The organism is Sinomonas gamaensis (assembly GCF_005876955.1).
Classification (GTDB): domain Bacteria; phylum Actinomycetota; class Actinomycetes; order Actinomycetales; family Micrococcaceae; genus Sinomonas; species Sinomonas gamaensis.
Genome location: NZ_SSCL01000009.1, coordinates 64486 through 82716, shown reverse-complemented (window position 1 = coordinate 82716; position 18231 = coordinate 64486). Strand labels below are relative to the sequence as shown.

At 68.4% G+C, this 18231-nt stretch carries 18 protein-coding genes; 7 read left to right on the top strand and 11 right to left on the bottom strand.

What is annotated here, in order from left to right:
• The first annotated feature begins 51 nt into the window (after positions 1-51).
• The 3 genes from E5679_RS13075 (at position 52) to mctP (ending at position 3441) form a co-directional block, all read left to right on the top strand.
• Positions 52-1305: a serine hydrolase domain-containing protein gene (locus E5679_RS13075; RefSeq protein ID WP_138416541.1), complete on the top strand. Its 1254-nt coding sequence runs from the start codon at positions 52-54 to the stop codon at positions 1303-1305.
• Between the two features lie 118 nt (positions 1306-1423).
• Complete coding sequence (locus E5679_RS13070; RefSeq protein WP_138416539.1) at positions 1424-1774, top strand: DUF3311 domain-containing protein; 351 nt, start codon at positions 1424-1426, stop codon at positions 1772-1774.
• Complete coding sequence (mctP, locus tag E5679_RS13065) at positions 1771-3441, top strand: monocarboxylate uptake permease MctP (protein WP_138416537.1); 1671 nt, start codon at positions 1771-1773, stop codon at positions 3439-3441. Before E5679_RS13070 ends, mctP begins: the two co-directional genes overlap by 4 nt.
• 3 nt (positions 3442-3444) lie before the next feature.
• Here mctP and E5679_RS13060 read toward each other — a convergent pair whose 3' ends face one another.
• The 4 genes from E5679_RS13060 to E5679_RS13045 form a co-directional block, all read right to left on the bottom strand.
• A complete protein-coding gene (locus E5679_RS13060; protein ID WP_138416535.1) occupies positions 3445-4584 on the bottom strand; it encodes a DUF6707 family protein in 1140 nt (379 codons plus the stop codon).
• Between the two features lie 91 nt (positions 4585-4675).
• Complete coding sequence (locus E5679_RS13055) at positions 4676-5215, bottom strand: NUDIX hydrolase family protein (RefSeq protein WP_138416533.1); 540 nt, start codon at positions 5213-5215, stop codon at positions 4676-4678.
• 10 nt (positions 5216-5225) lie between these two features.
• Complete coding sequence (locus E5679_RS13050; protein WP_138416531.1) at positions 5226-5879, bottom strand: VOC family protein; 654 nt, start codon at positions 5877-5879, stop codon at positions 5226-5228.
• A gap of 40 nt (positions 5880-5919) precedes the next feature.
• Positions 5920-7362, bottom strand: a complete 1443-nt coding sequence (locus E5679_RS13045) for a DUF5129 domain-containing protein (RefSeq protein WP_249336119.1) — start codon at positions 7360-7362, stop codon at positions 5920-5922.
• A gap of 91 nt (positions 7363-7453) precedes the next feature.
• On the opposite strand from E5679_RS13045, the gene E5679_RS13040 reads away from it, so the two are divergent.
• Both E5679_RS13040 and E5679_RS13035 read left to right on the top strand, forming a co-directional pair.
• Positions 7454-8044 (top strand): YdeI/OmpD-associated family protein, encoded by a 591-nt coding sequence (locus E5679_RS13040; protein ID WP_138416528.1) that lies wholly within the window; start codon positions 7454-7456, stop codon positions 8042-8044.
• A gap of 34 nt (positions 8045-8078) precedes the next feature.
• The gene (locus E5679_RS13035) at positions 8079-8360 is read left to right on the top strand and encodes an acylphosphatase (protein WP_138416526.1); all 282 of its coding nucleotides are present in this window, start codon (positions 8079-8081) and stop codon (positions 8358-8360) included.
• Between the two features lie 7 nt (positions 8361-8367).
• On the opposite strand, the gene E5679_RS13030 is transcribed toward E5679_RS13035, so the two are convergent.
• From E5679_RS13030 to E5679_RS13010, 5 genes are all read right to left on the bottom strand, one after another.
• Entirely contained in the window at positions 8368-9150 is a 783-nt protein-coding gene (locus E5679_RS13030; RefSeq protein ID WP_249336118.1) for an MBL fold metallo-hydrolase, read from the bottom strand.
• A gap of 22 nt (positions 9151-9172) precedes the next feature.
• Complete coding sequence (locus E5679_RS13025; RefSeq protein WP_249336117.1) at positions 9173-10387, bottom strand: ABC transporter ATP-binding protein; 1215 nt, start codon at positions 10385-10387, stop codon at positions 9173-9175.
• On the bottom strand, positions 10384-11874 hold the full coding sequence (locus E5679_RS13020) for an ABC transporter permease (RefSeq protein ID WP_420821073.1): 1491 nt from the start codon (positions 11872-11874) through the stop codon (positions 10384-10386). The genes E5679_RS13025 and E5679_RS13020 overlap by 4 nt, the downstream gene beginning before the upstream one ends.
• Before the next feature lie 132 nt (positions 11875-12006).
• Positions 12007-13062 carry an iron ABC transporter substrate-binding protein gene (locus E5679_RS13015; RefSeq protein WP_138416524.1) on the bottom strand — a complete coding sequence of 352 codons (1056 nt, stop codon included), beginning with the start codon at positions 13060-13062 and terminating at the stop codon, positions 12007-12009.
• A 179-nt stretch (positions 13063-13241) separates the two neighbouring features.
• Positions 13242-14354, bottom strand: coding sequence for a glycoside hydrolase family 76 protein (locus E5679_RS13010; protein WP_138416522.1), 1113 nt, complete (start codon positions 14352-14354; stop codon positions 13242-13244).
• 210 nt (positions 14355-14564) lie between these two features.
• Here E5679_RS13010 and E5679_RS13005 point away from each other — a divergent pair, with 210 nt between their 5' ends.
• The gene (locus E5679_RS13005; RefSeq protein WP_138416520.1) at positions 14565-15362 is read left to right on the top strand and encodes an SDR family NAD(P)-dependent oxidoreductase; all 798 of its coding nucleotides are present in this window, start codon (positions 14565-14567) and stop codon (positions 15360-15362) included.
• Positions 15359-16540, top strand: coding sequence for an acyl-CoA dehydrogenase family protein (locus E5679_RS13000; RefSeq protein WP_138416518.1), 1182 nt, complete (start codon positions 15359-15361; stop codon positions 16538-16540). The genes E5679_RS13005 and E5679_RS13000 overlap by 4 nt, the downstream gene beginning before the upstream one ends.
• Before the next feature lie 120 nt (positions 16541-16660).
• On the opposite strand, the gene E5679_RS12995 is transcribed toward E5679_RS13000, so the two are convergent.
• Entirely contained in the window at positions 16661-17497 is an 837-nt protein-coding gene (locus E5679_RS12995) for a DUF1684 domain-containing protein (RefSeq protein ID WP_138416516.1), read from the bottom strand.
• Between the two features lie 48 nt (positions 17498-17545).
• A complete protein-coding gene (locus E5679_RS12990; protein ID WP_249336116.1) occupies positions 17546-18208 on the bottom strand; it encodes a LysE family translocator in 663 nt (220 codons plus the stop codon).
• Positions 18209-18231 lie beyond the last annotated feature (23 nt).

The window sequence follows — 18231 nt, the reverse complement described above, 5'->3', positions numbered from 1 at the left end:
TCTAGTCTGCCGCACAGTTACAGCACAGCCGGCGCCCCTAACCTCATCGCCATGAGGCACGCACGACCACGACGCAGGCGACGGCGGCTCAGGATTGCCGCGATCGCCATGGCCGGGCTCGTGGTGGTCATCGGTTCGGCAGGCCTCGCGAATGTGAACGCACGGGCGGGTGCCGCGAGCGCTCCCTCGCACGCCCGTCAGCCCTCCCCGCCCCCGACCGCGGCCACGCCGGTCCCTGCCAAGACGCCCACGCCGGGGACGACATCAGACAGTTCATGGAAGCCTCTGTCCTCGGACATCACCGGAATCGTCTCGCAGTTCCTCTCGGGTCAAGGCGCCGCCGGCATCGCCGTGGCCGTGTCGAGGGGAAACGCGAGATACGCCACGACCCTGGGGGATGCCGCGGAGGGCGTTCCGTGGTCTACGGACACTCGTTCCGCATACCGCAGCATCACGAAGAGCTTCGTGGGAACGGTAGTCCTCCAGCTCGTGGCCGAAGGGAAGCTGAGCCTCGACGATCCGATCTCGCGCTACGTCCCCGAGTTGGCCCAAGTTCAAGGTGGTGACGCCATCACCGTCCGCATGGCCCTCGAGATGAGGACCGGCCTGCCGGAGTTCTCCGGCACCGAAGGGTTTTCCGGAGAGCTCAACACCGACTACACGGGATCCTTCACGGACGACCAACTGCTCGGCTACGCCTTTGCCCAGCCCCTCGACTTCGGCCCGGGCAGCCAATACGAGTACAGCAACACCAATTTCGTGCTTCTCGGGAAGGTCATCCGGGCCGTGACCGGGCAGGCATGGGACCAAGCGGTCCAGCAGCGCATCATTTCGCAGCTCGGCTTGAGCTCCGTCGCCTACTCGGCCAGCGACGTCGCGACGCCCTATGAGGTCTCGGACGTGGGTCTTGAGAGCCTCGCGCAGGTGAGCCCGTCCCTCTATGGGGCGTCCGGAGGCCTCTTCGGCAACATCGGCGATCTGCTGCGCTGGGGCGCCGCCCTCGGTTCCGGCCAGTTCCTGCCGGCCGGCCTCCAGCAGCAGCGCCTCACGGCCATCTCGAATCCGAGCGTCGACGACCCGGGCAGCCCAGACTACGACGCCTATGGCCTGGCGGCTGGCGAGATCGACGGCTGGTGGGGCCACACGGGCACTGGTCTGGGCTACGAATCCCTCACCATGTACCAGGCCAGCACCGGCACGACCGTTGCCATCCTCATCAACACCCAGCTTCCCAACCCCAACGGGCCAGCGATCCTCTTCAAGGAACTCGAGCCGTCCCTCGCGTCTCAGCCCCTTTCGGACTGAGTCAATCTGCGGTACAAAGACGGCGGGGGACGACAATTGCGCCTCCGTCCTGCTGCTTTTGGGACCCCACGATCTGGGTATCCCTCAGGCACCGGGACGGCTCGACAAGGAGGTCCTGATGTCCGGTCATGACAGTCCAGCGCCCGACCAGCGCCCCATTCCGGCGGTGGCACCCAACGGATTGACGCGCGATACTCCAACACGAGCTCCGGCCAAGCCTGCGCCCTACGTCATCGCAGGGATTCTGTTGGCGGCGGCCATCGTGCTCCCGCTCCTGCCGCAGACCTATTCGTTCGATTCGCCGCGGCTTGGCGGCATGCCGTTCTTCTACTGGTACCAGCTGCTGTGGGTGCCGATCTCGGCGGGCCTCAGCGGCCTCGCCTATTGGCTGGTCACCACAGAAGACCGACGACGGCGCAGAGAGGCTCGCGTGGGCACAGCCGGATACGAGGGCGGTGAGCGGAAATGAGGGACATCAACTGGGTCGCGCTCATCATCGTGGTCCTGTTGTTCGTGATCGTCGCGGTCATGGGCTTCATGGCCGCCAGATGGCGCCGGAGCCAGGAATCGACAGGACTGCACAGCCTCGACGAGTGGGGCCTCGGCGGACGCGGCTTCGGCACCTGGATCACGTGGTTCCTCCTCGGCGGCGACCTCTACACGGCGTACACGTTCGTGGCGGTCCCGGCAGCCATGTGGGCCACCGGCGCCGTGAGCGGCTTCTTCGCTGTGCCCTACACGATCGTGCTGTACCCGATCATCTTCATCATCATGAGCCGCCTCTGGTCGGTCTCCCACCGGCACGGGTACGTGACGTCGGCGGACTTCGTGGGTGGACGCTATGGCAGCCGGTGGCTGTCGCTCGCCGTCGCCATGACGGGGATCGTCGCGACCATGCCGTACATCGCCCTGCAGCTCGTGGGCATCAAGGCCGTCCTCACGGTACTCGGCCTCGGAAGCTCGCAGAACGCGCTCCTGACGGACCTTCCGCTCATCATCGCCTTCGTGGTCCTGGCCGCCTACACGTACACGTCTGGCCTCCGCGCCCCGGCGATGATCGCCGTCGTCAAGGATCTGCTGATCTATCTCGCGGTGATCGTGGCGGTCATCTACCTGCCGATCAAATTCGGCGGGTGGGACTCGATCTTCGGGGCTGCACAGACGAAGCTCAACACAGTGAGCCAGGCGACCGGGAAGCCGGCCGGCGTGTTCATCCCCGGCGTTTCGAGCTACTCGGCGTACTGGACGCTCGCGCTCGGCTCGGCCATGGCGCTGTTCATGTACCCGCACTCGATCACGGGCGTGCTCGCGTCGAAGGGACGCAACACGATCCGCCGCAATGCCGCCGTCCTGCCGCTGTACTCGCTCATGCTGGGCTTCCTCGCCCTCCTGGGCTTCGTGGCGATCAAGGCCGGGACGAAGCCGACGGACCTCGACGGCTCCACGAATCCGCAGCTCGTGGTCCCGCAGCTGTTCATCGACCACTTCCCGGCGTGGTTCGCTGGCATTGCGCTCGCCGCCATCGCGATCGGCGCACTGGTCCCCGCGGCCATCATGTCGATCGCGGCCGCGAACATGTTCACGCGGAACATCTACCGGGACTTCTTCAAGCCGGACGTCGATGCCAAGACGGAGGCGAACGTCTCGAAGATCGTCTCGCTCGTGGTGAAGGTCGGGGCACTCATCTTCGTCATCGCGATGGACCAGTCCACAGCCATCAACATGCAGCTCCTCGGCGGCATCTGGATCCTCCAGACATTCCCGGCCGTCGTCGCGGGACTATACACGCGCTGGTTCGACCGCTGGGCGCTGCTCATCGGCTGGGCCGTCGGCATCACCTTCGGGACCATCTCGGCATACAGCGTGGTGAACCCCGTGACCAAGGCCCACTTCGGCGGCTCGACCGCGGCGATCCCCGGCACGGACATCTCGGTGTACATCGCGGTGTCGGCGTTCGTGCTCAACCTGATTGTCGCCGTCGTCCTCACACTTGTGTTCCGCGCGCTCAAGGTGCCGCAGGGCGAGGACCTGACCCGCCCGTCCGACTACGGTGCCGACGAGACCGACCCGAAGGTCGCCCAGATTGAACGCTCGCAGCGTTTCGTGGAGCCGGGCGGCCCGTCGCCGGTCGCGTAGGGGTCAGCGCCTGACGACGTCGAGCTCGATCTGGATCCGACGGTCGAGCTCGGCGTCGTCGAACGCCTCCGAGCCCCCGTGGGCGCGCAGGTGGAGGAGCGTGTCGAGCCGGAGGATGCGCCAGTTGCGCTCCTCGGCCTCGTCGCGGGCCTCCGCCGCCCGGGCGACCTCTTTGTCGTAGAGGTTCGGCTCGTTGAGCGTGCGCTGCCGGACGCGCGCCGCCATCCGCGCACGGAAGGGGTCTTTCTCGGCGGTCTCGGGCGCGCGCAGGAGCACCGAGTAGGCCGCGGCGCGGTCAGTCTCGTTGCGCTCGCGGGCGAGATGGTGGGCCAGCGCAAGCCCGGACTCGACCGAGGACCAGCGTCCGGGATTGCCGTCGAACGGCACCACGGCGAGCAGGTCCGCGATCTTGAGGGCGTTCTCCGCGTCGTTCTGGCCGACGTACAGCTCGTAGGCGAGATCGCGCAGGTCCTTGAGGCACGCCCCCGACTTGGGATTGATCCCCTTCACCAGCCGCTCCGACAGTTCGTGCACGGCGTGCCGGCCTGGGTGCACTGCGTCGATGTGCCGGATGAGGTTTTCCGGCTCGCCCTCGAGCGGCGGGATGTGGCGGAGCTGGGAGCGTGGCGGGTTGGGGTTGGCTGCGCGCACCTTCCCCGGAACGACGACGACGTCCCCCGTGTCGAGCGTGATCGAGACCGGCTCCGCCGCGGGTTCCGGCTCCGGCTCGGCCTCCGCCTGCTCCTCGCCGAGGTCGGGGCCCCCACCGCCGAGGTCGGGCCCCACGCCGCCGAGGTCGGGCCCTGTGACCCCGAGGTCGTGGCCCACGCCGCCGAGGTCGGGCTCAGGCGCCGCCGCCGGGCCCGCGAAGAGCAGGTCGGCGGGCCGCGTCGGGCGCGGCACGGCAATCCGAACGGACGTGCCGTGGGCCACGCGAAGGTTCATGTGGTTGTCGAGCACGGCGAAGTACAGCGCTGGGTTGTCGTAGTCATCGAGGACGGCGTCCACCTCAACGACGTGGGCCGTTGTCTCGCCGTCGGGCAGGACCAGCCGATGCCCGGAGCTGAGCTCCGAGGCGTCGATGCTTCGGAAGTGCTCGGCGGGGTTCGACCCGCTCTGCTCGGATTCACGGCGAAACTGCATTCAGGCCTCCAAGTCGCTGTCGGTCCGCCGCCCAGTCTATAAAGATGCGGTAACGGCCGGGGCGAGGCGCGCCTGAGCGCGCGGCTGAAAGCTAGCCGGCCACCCCTGCGAAGGCGAGCGCCTGGCGCACGAGTTCGCCGCGCCCGCCCATGAATTCGGCCTGGACCGGGCCGCTGAGCACGTCCGCCGGGGACATCCACGTGAGCTCGAGCGCGTCCTGCCGCGGCTGGCACTCGCCCGCCACGGGGATCACGTAGGCGAGGGCGACGGCGTGCTGCCGCTCGTCCGTGAACCCCGTCTGCGACGGCGAGGGGAAGTATTCGACGACGGTGAACGGCACCGGGCTCACCGGAAGCTGGGGGAGCGCGAGCGGGCCGAGGTCCTTCTCGAGATGGCGCAGGAGTGCTGCGCGGATGGTCTCCTTGTAGAGCACGCGACCCGAAACGAGGGTGCGCATCATGTTGCCCTCGTCGTCGGCCTGCAGCAGCAGTCCGACCTCGTTGACATACCCCAGGGGGTCGAGGCGCACGGGGACCGCCTCGACGTAGAGCATCGGCAGTCGATTCCTGGCCTCATAGAGGTCCTCCGGGGAGAGCCAGCCAGGATAGGGGTCGGGTGTGCGCACTGCCATGACTAACTTTCTACAGCATGGGGTGGCTGGGAGTCATGACCGTGAAGGCGAGGCCCGGGCCATTGACCTCAAGGTGCGACTGCCCGACGGTCACTTGTGCCCCCGCATCGGTGAGCTTTTGTGCCACGGCGACCAAGTCGCCGTCGTACTCGAAGCAAAGCGGGCCAGAGCCGGCGGCGTCGGCGGGGCGCACGCTGAGGACGCCCCCGTTCTTCGCCCGAAAATCGCCGGCTTCCGCGGGCTTCGCGCCTATGGCGGCCAGTGTCCTTCTCGCCGCGGCGGCGTCGGGCGTGAGCCACACTGCGCGCACGGTGATCCGCTGGTCAGCTTCTGCGCCCGCTGGGGCGTGGATGGTCCGGTGGGCGAGGAATTCGAATCCGTCGCCTCCGCTGATGGTCACTACATCATCGAGGACGACGGCGGCGCCCCCCGCCTCAAGCGTGCGGCGCGCGAACTCCTGGGGGTCGCGGATTTCGACGGCGAACTCGGCCGTTCCGTCCGCTGGCAGTCCCGCGTCGACTCGCCGCAGTTCAACCCGGCCGCTTCCCGCTTCGAGAATCGCCGAACCCGAGCCCTCCTCGGTCGCCACCAGGCCTAGCGCTGCAAGGACCCGTCGCGCGGAGTCGAGGTCGGACGTGAAGAACGTGGGGCGGACGCGAAGCACCGCCTCAGTCTAGGGCGGCGGGTCTGAATAGGCGCAGGGACTAGAAGCTCGAGGAACTGCCGGAGCCCGAGAAGCTTCCGCCGGTGCTCCCATAGCCGGTGGTGGCGCCTCCGCCTCGCGATGCGGTGACGCTGCTCACTCCTGAGTCGAGGCCGGAAGTGAACATCGGGACAGAGACGAAATAGTACGACGGGTAGATGGTTCCGAGGATGTTCGGCTGTGGGGGTCGCCGATGGTTCTTGGTCCCCTTGCGTGCGGTCTCCATCTTGTTGCGCATGACCTCTGCCTCGCGCTCGTTCTTGGCGAAGCCCGCGATCACTGTAGCGGCATGATCTTCGAGCAGGCAGGACAACTGGGTCCGCGCCTCCCTAAGGCGGTCCAACGCCCGTTCAGGCTGAAGGGCTCCGTCGGCCAGCTCAGCGCTCCACTGTTCGAGGTCCTGACAGCTCCGGTCCCGGAACGACCGCAGCGCGGCCGCCGTCGCCGAGTCCCCCTGCCCGTGGTGTTCGCTGAGCAGCTCGTCCAGCCCTTCCAGGTCCTTGCGGAAGGGAGCGACTTGGTGTTCCCACGCCGCACGCCAGGTGCTGCCTCTGTTCAGCAGCGCGTTGGTGTCCGCGATGACGTCGTCCAGCGCGTCGAGTTCCGCGGCGGCATTGGCGTATTCGCGTGCCAACTTGAGGGACTGTCGGTGACCCAGCTTCGCCGGGGTGAGGGCATGGACGCGACGGGAGAGCTGGGTCGCCGCCTTGTAGCGGTCCAGGAACGTGAGGTGCTTTTCCAAGACGAGGCTTCCGTAGCTCGAGGAACTGGGGATGGTGCTCGCGTTCAACTCGGTGACGTCCAGATCCGTGCTCACGCTGGAGTAGCTGCGGTCGCCGCGTTCTATCTCCCGGCGGCTTGCCGACCGCGTGACTGCTCGCACCGTGAGCCAGCCGGCGGTGCCGAGGGCCAGAGCGCCACCGAGAGACCATACGGCGATCGCGGCACCGGTGGAGCGGTACCACGGCTGATTGATCAGTTCGGCGCCGCGGCGAATCCCGGCGATGGTTCCGTCTGTCCACTGCGCGTCGCGGAAGAGGTCCTTGGTGGCATTCTGGATGTCTGTGCGCTGGTCGAGGCTGACTTTTCGGTCTTCCCCCATGTACGTTCCCACGTGCCGGCCTACGGGATCCAGCGCGAAGATGAACAGCCCGTTGGCCCATTTCTGCCCGTCAGCGCTGATCCACTCGGGGTGGTTGGCGCGGGCGAACCGCAGCACTTCCTCGTTGAGGTTGTCCTCGGCCCTGCCGTTGTAGGTGTAAACGGCCACGGTCGTCGGTTCGTAGAACTCGAGCTTTCCCACCGCCGAGATGAGGGAGTTGTGGTCGAGCACGCCGGCGTGGTCCTCGACGACGATCGCCGCGGGCACGACGGCGAGCGCGGCAGGACTGCCTGCGAGCAGCATGATGAGCGCCAAGGCAAGGGCTCTGAACGTCTTCTTCACAGCGATTCTCCCGGTTCCCGACTTCAAAGGTCGCACGCCCGTCCGGGGGCCGAAAGGGGATTAGGTCATCTCTCGGGTCTAGGCTGACCCCATGGCCCCCGAGCTTCCCGAGCTGCTGCTGCCCGACGCGGACGCCTGGCGCGCATGGCTTGCCGAGAACCACGCGACGAGCCGCGGCGTGTGGCTCGTGCAGCACAAGAAGGGTGGGGCCGTCACGAGCCTCACCTACGAGCAGGCGCTGGATCACGCCCTGTGCTTCGGGTGGGTGGACGGCCAGATCGGCCGTCGCGACGAGGGCAGCTACGTCACGCGCTTCACGCCGCGCGGACCCAAGAGCAAGTGGTCGAAGCTCAACGTGGCCAATGTCGAGCGGCTTGAGGCGGCTGGCCTGATGACTGACGCGGGGCGCGCTGTGGTTGAGTCCGCGAAGGCTGACGGGCGCTGGGAGATGGCCTACGCGGGCCAGGCGACGGCAGAAGTCCCGGACGATCTCGCCACGGCGATCGCTGCGAACCCCGAGGCGCAGGAGATGTTCGGGGCGCTCACCTCCGTCAACCGCTACGCCATCATCTATCGCCTCGGGACGGTCAAGAAGCCCGAGACGCGGGCCCGGAAGATCGCGGAGTACGTCGACATGCTTGCGCGGCACGAGACGATCTACCCGCAGAAGCGACGTCCCTAGCCCCAAGCTGCCAAGGAATAGCACACTGAGTCCCATGAAATCTCCCGAAGCGCGCCTGCACGCCACCGTGAAGGGCATGGTCCAAGGCGTCGGGTTCCGCTACTGGACGCGCGGCGAAGCGGACCGCTTGGGGCTCGTGGGAAGCGCCGGCAACAAGCTCGACGGAACGGTGGAGATCGTGGCTGAGGGGAATCTCGACGACGTCGAGCAGTTCCTGAAGTGGCTTCAGTCCGGCGACACCCCCGGCCGCGTGGATGGGGTCGAGGCAACGATCGGGCCACCGACCGGAGAGTTCACCCGGTTCTCCGTCTGGTGAACGTGAGCTAGACCCAGCCGCGCAGGTAGTCGAGCTGCGCCGCCACCGAGAGTTCGGCCGCACGCCGCACGGAAGGGTCGACGTCGGCGTACACCAGGTCTGTGACGTCCCCTGCCGGCGCGTCGTGGCCGAGTCGGGCGAGCGCTGCGCGGATCTGGTCGAGGCGTTCCTCGCGGTGCGCGATATACGCGCGGGCGACGGCGGCGAGGTCGGGCAGCACAGGGCCGTGCGCCGGGAGGACTGTCTTCTGGCCCAGTTCCTCGAGCCGCCGCATCGAGGCGAGGTAGTCGCCCAGGCGACCGTCGGGGTAGGAGATGACGGTCGTTCCCCGGCCCAGGATCGTGTCGCCGGTCAGGACGGAGCCGCGCCCGCCGTCGTCGTCCGCCAGATGGAGGGACACGGAATCCGCGGTGTGCCCGGGGGTGGCGAGCACCTCGATCCGCACGCCGGCCGCGTCGATGAGCTCGCCGTCGGCCAGGGCGGGCGCGTCGAAGCACAGGGCGGGGTCGAGCGCGCGGACGGGCGCGCCGGTGAGCCGGTGGAATTCCGCCGAGCCCTCGGTGTGGTCGGGATGGTGGTGCGTGATGAGAACGAGCTCGACCCGTCCCGCGGCCGCGAGCTCCTGGAGGTGAGCAGCGTCGAGAGGCCCGGGGTCGACGACGACGGCACCCGCCTGACCCGACGCTCCCAGAACGTACGAATTGGTCCCGTCGAGGCTCATCGGTCCCGGATTGGGAGCGAGGCGATAGCGCGTGAGCTCGGAGCTGTGGACCCAGCGGTTGTCAGTCACGGCGCAAGCCTATCCAGTGAGCCTACTCGGCGAGGCGGCTCGGCCCCGCAGCGGGCTCCCCCAAAGGGAACGCGACTCCCTCGCCGATGACCTTGAGCGCGAGGTCCATGCCCTTGCGCGCCATGGCGGCGTTCCAGTGGCGGATCGTGATGACCTCCCCGCCGCCGGGGACCCTCGAGTCCAAGGCAAGGTCGGCCGGGCGGTCCGCGAGCTTGATCCGCACGGAGGACTCGGGGCCGAAGTAGTCCCAGTCCAGCACGGTCCCGTGGATGGGGGAGTCGCTCGCGATCCGCACCTGCTCGGGCCGCAGCATGATCTGGACATGGCCCTGCGTGGTGGGGTGCCGCACCGGGATGGGCCCGAGCGAGCACATCGCGAGGCTGCCTTCGAGCCAGGCGTCGAGGATGACGGCGTCGCCCAGGAATTCGGCGGTCGCCCGGTCCGCGGGGCGCGTGTAGACGACGAATGGGTTGCCGATCTGCGCGAGCTTGCCGCCTCGCATGACGGCGACTTGGTCGGCGAAGCTCAGTGCCTCGGCTTGGTCGTGGGTCACGAGGATCGTGGTGACGCCCGCCTTGGCGAGCACCTTCGAGACCGCGCGGCGGGTCGCCACGCGCAGGCCGGCGTCGAGCGCCGAGAACGGCTCGTCGAGCAGCATGACCTCGGGCTCGCGCGCCATCGCCCGCGCGAGGGCGATGCGCTGCTGCTGGCCGCCCGAGAGCTCGTGGGGGCGGCGCTTCGCGTAGGAGCCGTCGAGCGCGACCATCTCGAGGAGCTCCTCGACGCGCGCGGCGACCACCTTGCGCCCCCGGTATTTTCCGTGGTCGAGCCCGAATGCAATGTTCTGTCCCACGGAGAGGTGCGGGAACAGGGCGCCGTCCTGGGCCACGTAGCCGATGTTGCGTCGGTGCGCCGGGACCCATCTCTCGCCGGCCACGGCCTCGCCATCGAGTGTGATCCGCCCGGCGTCGGGGGACTCGAAGCCTGCGATGAGCCGCAGCAGCGTCGTCTTGCCGGACCCCGAGGGGCCCACGATCGCGGTCGTCCCTCCGCGCGCCACGTGCAGGTTGATGCCCTTGAGCACCTCGTTCCTCCCGCCGCGGGAGCCGCCCCGGCCGAACGTCTTGGTGACGCCTTCGATCTCGAGGTGATGGTCCGCGGTGTCGGCGATGGAGGGTGCGACCCGCGGCTCGGGGAGCCGGGATGCAAAGGTCGGGGTGGGGCTCTGTTCGGTCACTGGCCGGCCGCCTTCTTCGACTGCTGGAACAAAAGGTAGGTCATGGGCGCGGAGAGCAGGATCATGAGCAGCGCGTAGGGGGCCGCGCCCGCGTAGTCGATCCCACTCGAGAGGCCCCAGAACTGGGTGGCGAGCGTGCTCGTCCCGGTCGGTGCGAGCAGGAGCGTCGCCGTGAGCTCGTTGACGATGGCGAGGAACACGAGGGCGGCACCGCCCGCCGTCGCGGGGGCCGCCAGCCGCAGGGTCACGCGGAAGAACGCCGCCATGGGCCGCCGGCCGAGGGCCCGTGCAGCCTCCTCGAGCTCCTTCGGGGCCTGGGCGAGGCCCGCGCGGAGGCTCACGAGCGCCCGCGGGAGGAACAGCAGGACGTATGCCACGATGAGCAGGAGCGTGCTCTGGTAGATGTCGGGGACAAAGCGCAGTGCCACCGTCACGAACGCAAGGGCAAGGACGATGCCGGGCATCGAGCTCGTCACGTAGTTCGCGAGCTCGAGGGACTTCGAGAGCCAGCCGGGGAAACGCACTGCGAGCCACGAGAGCGGGAAGGCCGCCGCCGTCGTCGCTATTGCGCCGAGGAGGCCGAGCCACAGGGTCTGGCCGAGCGCGGCGGCGAGGTCCGCGGTCTCCCAGATCTCCGCGCCGCCGCTCACGAGCCACCGCCCGATCACCCAGCACGGGACGCCGAGCGCGAGGACCGCAAGCACCAGAAGGCCCAGCTGGGCAGGTAGCTGCCAGGCGCGGAGAGAGAGGCGGGTCGGCGCGGCCTGGGCGCCGGAGCCGAGCTTCGCGTACCGGGCGTTGCCACGGGCGCGGGCCTCGATGACGAGCATGACGAGGCACAGCGTCACGAGGACGCTCGCGAGCATGTTGCCCGCGGCGCCGTTGAACGTCGAGCGGTACTGCTCCATGATCGCCGTCGTGAACGTGTCGAAGCGGATCATGGCGAAGGCGCCGTATTCGGCCAGGAGGTGAAGGCCCACGAGGAGCCCGCCGCCGGCCACGGCGATGCGGAGCTGCGGGAGGATCACACGGAAGAACACGCGCCACGGGCCAAGCCCGAGCGAGGCTGCGGACTGCTCGATGGCCGGGTCGAGCCGCGAGAGTGAGGCCGCCGCTGGGATGTAGACGAGGGGGTAATAGGAGAGCGTCGCGAGCAGGACGCCCGAGCCGAGGCCGGACATCGACGGCACCACCGAGACCCACGCGTACGAATTCACGAACGCCGGGATGGCCAGCGGCGCTGCCAGGAGGACGGCCCACACGCGATGGGCCCGCAGCTTGGTGCGTTCAACGAGCCACGCGCCCGCCACCCCCAGCACGAGGCACAGCGGCACCGTGATGAGCACCAGCCAGACCGTGTTGCCCAGCAGCTCGAGGACCCGCGGCCGGAAGATGAGCGCGACGGCGGTGTCCCAGCCGGTCGCGATCGTCATCGCGATCACGAAGCCGAGCGGAACCAGCGAGACCGCCCCGACCAGGAGGCTCAGGACAAGGACGGTCCAGGGCGCCCCCGTCCTGCCTCGACGAAGGGTGCGGACGGCCCTCAGCGGGCGGAGGGTGGATCCTCCGCCCGCTGAGGGCGACCGGCGTGCCGGCTTGGCTGGTGCTTGGAGCAAGGGTTAGAGCAGTCCTGCCTGGGTCATGAGGTCGGTGACCTTCTGCGAGTTGAGCTTCGCGGCGTCCACGGCGGGCGCCTGGAGGTCCTGCAGCGGCGTGAGCTTGGGGTTCGCAGCAACCCCCGAGCCGACCGGGTACTCGAAGGAGGAACCCGTCTGGAGCACCTTCTGCCCGTCAGAGCCCGTGATGAAGGCAAGGAACTTCTGGGCCGCGGTCTGGTGCTTGCTCGAGGCGAGCACTCCGCCGCCCGAGACTGACACGAACGCGCCCGGGTCCTGATTCTTGAAGTAGTACAGGCCCACGTTCTTCGAGTTCTCGCCCGTCTTCGCCTGGTCGCCGAACCAGTAGTAGTGGTAGATGACGGCAGCGTCGACCTCGCCGGCATTGACCGCCTTCATGGCCGTGCTGTTGCCCTTGTAGGCTTTCGAGTTGTTCTTCATGGCCTTGAGCCAGTCGAGGGTGGCGCTCTCGCCCTTGAGCTGGAGCATCGCGGAGACGATGGCCTGGAAGTCGGCGCCCGACGGCGAGGCGGCCCACCGCCCCTTCCACTCCGGCTTGGCGAGGTCCATGATCGACTTCGGGAGGTCGCTCTCCTTGAGCTTGTCCTTGTTGTAGGCGAAGACGGTGGAGCGGGCCGCGATGCCGACCCACTTGGCCGTGGACGGGCGGTACGCCTCGGGGACGTTGTTCTTCGCATCGGTGCCGGGATCGCCGAAGAGTCCAGCGTTCTCGACGGCGCTCATCGCCGGGGAGTTCTCAGTCAGGAAGACGTCCGCGGGGGAGTTCTTGCCCTCCTGGATGATCTGCTGGGCCATCTCGGTGTCATCGCCGTTGCGGAGGTTGACCTTGATGCCGGTCTGCTTCGTGAACGCGTCGACCCACGCCTGCGTGAGTTCCTGATGCTGCGCGTTGTAGACCGTGATGGTGTCGCCGGAGCCTGAGCCGGAAGCGCCGGAGGACGCCGAGCCGGAGCTCGTGGCGCCGCCGCACGCGGTGAGGCCCAGAGCGGCCACCGCGGCGAGCGCGATGCCGGTGAGGGCCTGGGAGCGGATCTTCACAGAAGGTCCTTTCATTCATGGGGCGCGGTGATGGCATTTCGACGTCGAGGGGAAGGATGCTCGGAGCCGGGGGCGTTCGCTTCCTTCGAGAACGACTGTAGGTTAGCCACACCTAAGTACGCGTCGATTCTGGCGTAATTGTGACCTAAATCACATCAATTACGCAATTTTGATGTTTCCTAATTACCGTCTGCTGCCAGAGTCGCCGCTGCTTCGAGCAGCATCCAGGCTTGGAGCTGCGTACAGAGCTCCACTGGGCTCCCCGGCGGGTACGACGACGTGGCAGCCTCGCCCGGGTGGGCCGGGAAAACCATCTGGTGGTCACGTTTGTCCCGCCCCTGCCAGATCGCCTCGGCGGTATCGACGACGAGGCGTCGCGCCGTGGCCCTGGTTCCCTCGGGCAGTCGCCGGTCAGCCGCCGCGACTGCGAGATAGCGTCCCAGGATCCCCATGAAGAGGCCTCCATCTCCGCCCCCGTGGGCCTTCACGCGCCCTAGCTCGTCCGTGAGGCCGGCGTCGACCGCATGGACGAGCTCCTCGGCCGGTCCAAGGTTGCCTCCGCCGAGTTCCAGAAGTGCCCCGAGGACCGGGCCTTGGTTGTAGGCGTAGACGGCGCGGTCGAGGCGCGTTCCGCCGTCGTTTTCGAGGTGGAGGCCGTCGAGGAACAGTCCCAATTCGGGGTCCAAGAGGTTCCTGTAGAGCCAGTCGACGAGCGCCTGGGCTCGTTCGGTGTCTCCCGTCCGCGCGAAGAAGAGGGCGGCGGGGCCGGTGGTGGCTGTGTTCTTGTACTTCCGGCGGGTGTTCCAGAACATGCCCCCGCCGAGGTCGTCGGTATGGCCGGCCCTGAGCTTCTCCGCGAGGACCTGAACGGCGTCGCCGGCCGGCGGGAGGCCGCTGCCGGTGAGCTTCCGGGCCAGCCCGTCGGTTCTCGCCGAGGCCAGCGCGAGCCATGCCATGTCGTCGAAGAACAGGTTGGGGAACCGGCCGAAGTTCCGCAGCCGGATCCCCTTCAGGTGGCGCTGTGCGAGGGCGAGCGACGGCGGAAGGCCTTGCTCCGGGGCGGCGTCGCCGGTGCGGAGCTCCCGGAGCGCGGCGTCGACGAGGCAGTCCAGCAGGTGGGCCTGCCACCAGTAGTGCCACTCGCTCCACGGCAGCTGCGGTCGAGGGTGCGGCGCCCACACCCACGCGAGCCACGTCCCGCGCATCCCGAGGAACTCGTGCCCGAAGGCGCCCTTGACTGACTCTGCTGCGGCTCGGGCGCGTGCGTCCAGGGACTCCTCCGACGTCTCCATTACCCCCACGCTATCCCCCCGCTCGCGAAACCTCGGGGTTCCAGCGAAACCCTCGGCTGCAGCCCGGGGTCTGGGTGCATGTCCGGGGTTTCGTGATCGCCGCCCCGCGGAACCCGAGGCCCTCGCCGCTGAGCACCCACGTGACGCTTGTCACCCCTTCCCGCTAGGATGAGCCCAGTTAGTCGTCATTAACTGAAGTGAGGGGAAGCCATGCAGCTCTCTGGCGCGACAGCGCTCGTCACGGGCGGGGCGTCCGGCCTCGGCGCCGCGACGGTGCGACGACTGCACGAGGGGGGTGCCGCCGTCGTCATCGTTGACCTGCCGGGGAGCCGCGGCGCGGAGTACGCCGAAGAGCTCGCCGCCAAAGGCGCGCCCGCCGCGTTCGCCCCCGCCGACGTGACGGACGAGGATCAGGTGGCGGCCGCCGTCGACCGCGCGGTGGGGAGCGAGCATTCGCTGCCGCCGCTGCGCGTCGTGGTCAATTGCGCGGGCATCGCGACGCCGGGAAAGGTGCTCGGGCGCGACGGCGTGCTCCCGCTCGAGCAGTTCGAGCGCGTGGTGCGCGTGAACCTGTTCGGGACGTTCAACGTGCTGCGCCTCGCGGCCGCGGCAATGGCGCAGACGGATCCGGTGAGCACCGAGCTGGGCGGGCCGGAGCGGGGGGTAATCGTGAACACGGCGTCGGTTGCCGCGTTCGACGGCCAGATCGGGCAGCCAGCGTACTCCGCCTCCAAGGGTGCGGTGCACGCGATGACCCTCCCCTTGGCCCGGGAACTGGCACGTTCGCTCATCCGCGTGGTCACGATTGCGCCCGGCATTTTCGAGACGCCGATGATGGCAGGTCTGTCGCAGGAGGCGCAGGAGTCGCTCGGGAAGCAGGTGCCGCACCCGGCGCGGCTGGGTCGGCCCGCCGAGTACGCGAATCTCGTGGCCCACATCGTGGACAACGCCATGCTCAATGGTGAGACGATCCGCCTCGACGGAGCGATCAGGATGGCCCCGCGATGACCCTCCCCGACGCTGACTACTACGACGTCCAGGCGCTCCTCGACCGGCGCGAACGCGCGAAGCTCGCGGAACTCCGCGACTTCCTCGCCGCCGAGGTGGCGCCCCACGCTCAGGGCTGGTGGGACCGAGAGGAGTTCCCTTTCGAGCTCCTTCCCAAGCTCGGTTCGCTCGGCCTGTCCACGCCGCACCGCGCCCAGCCCGACCGCCCCGCCTACTCTCGGCTCTTCCACGGCCTCGTCATCGCGGAGCTCACGCGCGCCGACACCTCGATCGCCACGTTCTTCATGGTCCACCACGATCTGTTCGTCGAGGGGCTTCAAGCGTTCGGCACCCCGGAACAGCGCGAACGGTACCTCGCCGACGCCATGGCCCTCCGCGCCACGGGCGCCTTCGCGCTGACGGAGCCGGAGCACGGGTCGGACGTCGCCCGCGGCCTCTCGCTGCGCGCTCGCCGCGAGGGGCAGGACTGGGTGCTCGACGGCGCCAAGCGGTGGATCGGCAACGGCACCTTCGCCGATCACCTGCTCGTGTGGGCGCGCGTCTCCGACGGCCCGGATGACGGCCAGCTCCGCTGCTTCATCGTCGCCGGGGATTCCGCGGGGCTTACGCGCCGCAAGATCGAGCACAAGATTGCGCTGCGCACCGTCCAGAATGCGGACCTGGCGTTCGACGGCGTTCGGGTCGCCGAGGCGGATCGCTTCCCCGGCGTCGCGTCGTTCGACGACGCCCGGACCCTCCTGCTCAGCTCGCGGCTCCTCGTCGCCTGGCAGGCCGTGGGGCAGCAGCTCGCGGCGTTCGACGTCGCCCGGAAGTACGCCGTCGAGCGGGAGCAGTTCGGGCGGCCGCTCGCCTCGTTCCAGCTCGTGCAGGGCCAGCTCACGCAGATGCTCGGCAACGCGACGGCGTCGATGGCCATGCTCGCCCAGCTCGCGCGGCTTCAGGACGCGGAGGAGGCGACGATGCCGCGCGTTGCCCTCGCGAAGGCCTGGGCGACGGCCCGTATGCGCGAGACTGTCGCCCTCGGCCGGGCGATCCTCGGCGGGAACGGGATCGTCTCCGATTATCGGATGGCCAAGATCTTCGCCGACGCCGAGGCCGTCTACACGTACGAGGGCACGTTCGAGGTCAACAGCCTCATCGCAGGCCGCGACGCGACGGGCGTCTCGGCCTTCACCTAACCCACCCCCACCTCCTGTTTCGGGTACAGATAATGCCCTCCTCAGCCGACTCGGGTACGGCTAATCTCGTGGTCTCGTACCCGTGGTGAAGGAGAGGCGACTTATCTGTACCCGAAACGGTTAGGGTTCGGGGTTCGGCATCTTCTCTCCGGCCTCGACGGGGAGGTCCAAGGAGTTGTCCCTGACGGGCATCGGGCACGTGCCGTACGGCGTGAACGCACTCGGATAGTTGATCGCGCGGTTGAAGTCGAGGATGACCGTGCCGTCCGGGCGAGGTTTGGCTGTGGTGACTTTGCGCCAGTCGTCGGTGGTCTTGCCGTTCGTCTCGTCGTGGAACGTGATGGTCAGGTCGCCGAGGCGGCGCTGCTCGGCCTGAAGTCGGTACTCGTGGCCGTTCCGGTGGAACACGACTTCGCCGGCCGAGAGATGGATGCCGTCCACGAGCGGGTTCGCTGTCGAGATGGGGACCTCTCGCGGCTCCGGATACGGCTCCCACGTGGCCTCGATGACCCAATCGGGATCGAAGTCGTAGACCGGAACCCCGCGGAATTCGGTGAGGGTCGGCGATTCCGAGTCGCGCGTGCGGATCGCGTACCGGCCGCCGCGCATCACGAGTTCCACAAGGATGGGCCCGTACCGCACCCAATCGAGTGATTCCTCGTTGGCGAGGTGGGCGCTGAACGTCCCATCGACAGGGACGCCTTCCTCGTCGAAGACCAGACCCTCGTCCGCCCGAGCGGTCAGCACTGCCGTCTCGAGCCCCACCGACTCAGAAGTGGACCAGAGTCCCGGCACGAATTCGACGGGGGACGGTTCAGGGTCGAGCCATTGGAGGGAGGTCAGGGTGAGCCACCCGTGCTCCTCGGCGAGGGCCTTGTTGCGGTTCTCGCGGAAGCGCTGCCAGCGGGCGAGCTGCTCGGCGTCGGTGCCGGCGTTCTGCACAGTGGTGTCCGTCATGCACCCACCTTGGCCCTGCCGAAGCAATCCGGCAAGGCTTTGCGCCGGTCAGGCGCGACTAGCCTCGAGCACGGCCGCCACGCCGAACGCCCCGAGCACCGTCCCCGTCACGCGGTCGATCCACTTGCGGAACGAGGGCCCCTCGAGCCATCTCCGGAAGAAGTGGGCCGCGCCGACGACAGCGATGAACCAGATGATCGCCTCGACGTTGCTCACGACGGTCAGCATGAGGCCCATCCACACGGGCGGGACGCCCGGGACGAGGAACTGCGGGATCACGGCGATGCAGAACATGCCGTACTTCGGGTTGAGCAGGTTCGAAACCAGGCCCTTAGTCCAAGTTCGCCCGAGCGGCTCGTACGCGAGGTGAGCGAGTCCCAAAGGTGCCTCGCCGCCGTCGTTCGTTGTGCCCCCGCCCTTCCCAAATGACGCACGCCACAGGGTCACTCCGAGCCACGCCATGTAGGCGGCGCCGGCGTAGCGCAGGATGTCGTAGGCGACCGTGGAAACGGTCAGCAGCGCCGAGACGCCGGTCGCCGCAGCGGCGCCCCACACGAACGCCCCCGAGATCATTCCCAGCGCGGCCACGTACGCGTGTCGCCGGCCCTGGCTGAGCGTGTAGCGGAGCACGAGGGCCGTGTCCGTCCCGGGAATCACCGTGATGAGCGCGGCGAGCGCGGCAAAACCGAGCAGGGAGTCTTGGAGCGTCACCTGTCAAGGATAGGTCGCGCTTA